The sequence below is a fragment of the Faecalibacterium sp. DFI.5.82 genome (genome assembly GCF_029076575.1).
Lineage (GTDB): Bacteria > Bacillota > Clostridia > Oscillospirales > Ruminococcaceae > Faecalibacterium > Faecalibacterium duncaniae.
Window position 1 is genome coordinate 1 of record NZ_JARFIS010000876.1, and the last position, 296, is coordinate 296.

The following is a 296-nucleotide window of genomic DNA, read 5'->3' on the forward strand; positions in this document are numbered from 1 at the left end:
TCCCCGGAGCGTGGCTGAAAGGCCGCCCTCCGGGGCTTTTTGTATTTGTGGCAAAATCCTTCATATTGTGGTACAAAAAAAGATAGATATTATCGAAAGAAAGGAACCTTTTGATGCAGCTGTTTGAACTGGTCAGCCCGCGGCTGTTCCGCCCGCTGGCGGGGCCCAACCGGGCGTTTTATGCGGAGCTGCTGCTCCTGCTGTGGGAGGAGTGCCGCCACACAGCGGTTTACTCCATCTCCCGGGCAGAAGCGGTGAGCCGGGCCGAGGATTACTTTGCGGCGCTGGCAAAGCCG

The 296-nt window shown here is 57.8% G+C and carries 1 pseudogene; it reads left to right on the top strand.

Going from position 1 to position 296, the window contains the following annotated elements:
* Positions 1–113 precede the first annotated feature (113 nt).
* Positions 114–296: pseudogene (locus tag P0G09_RS19310) on the top strand (hypothetical protein); the annotation flags it as partial.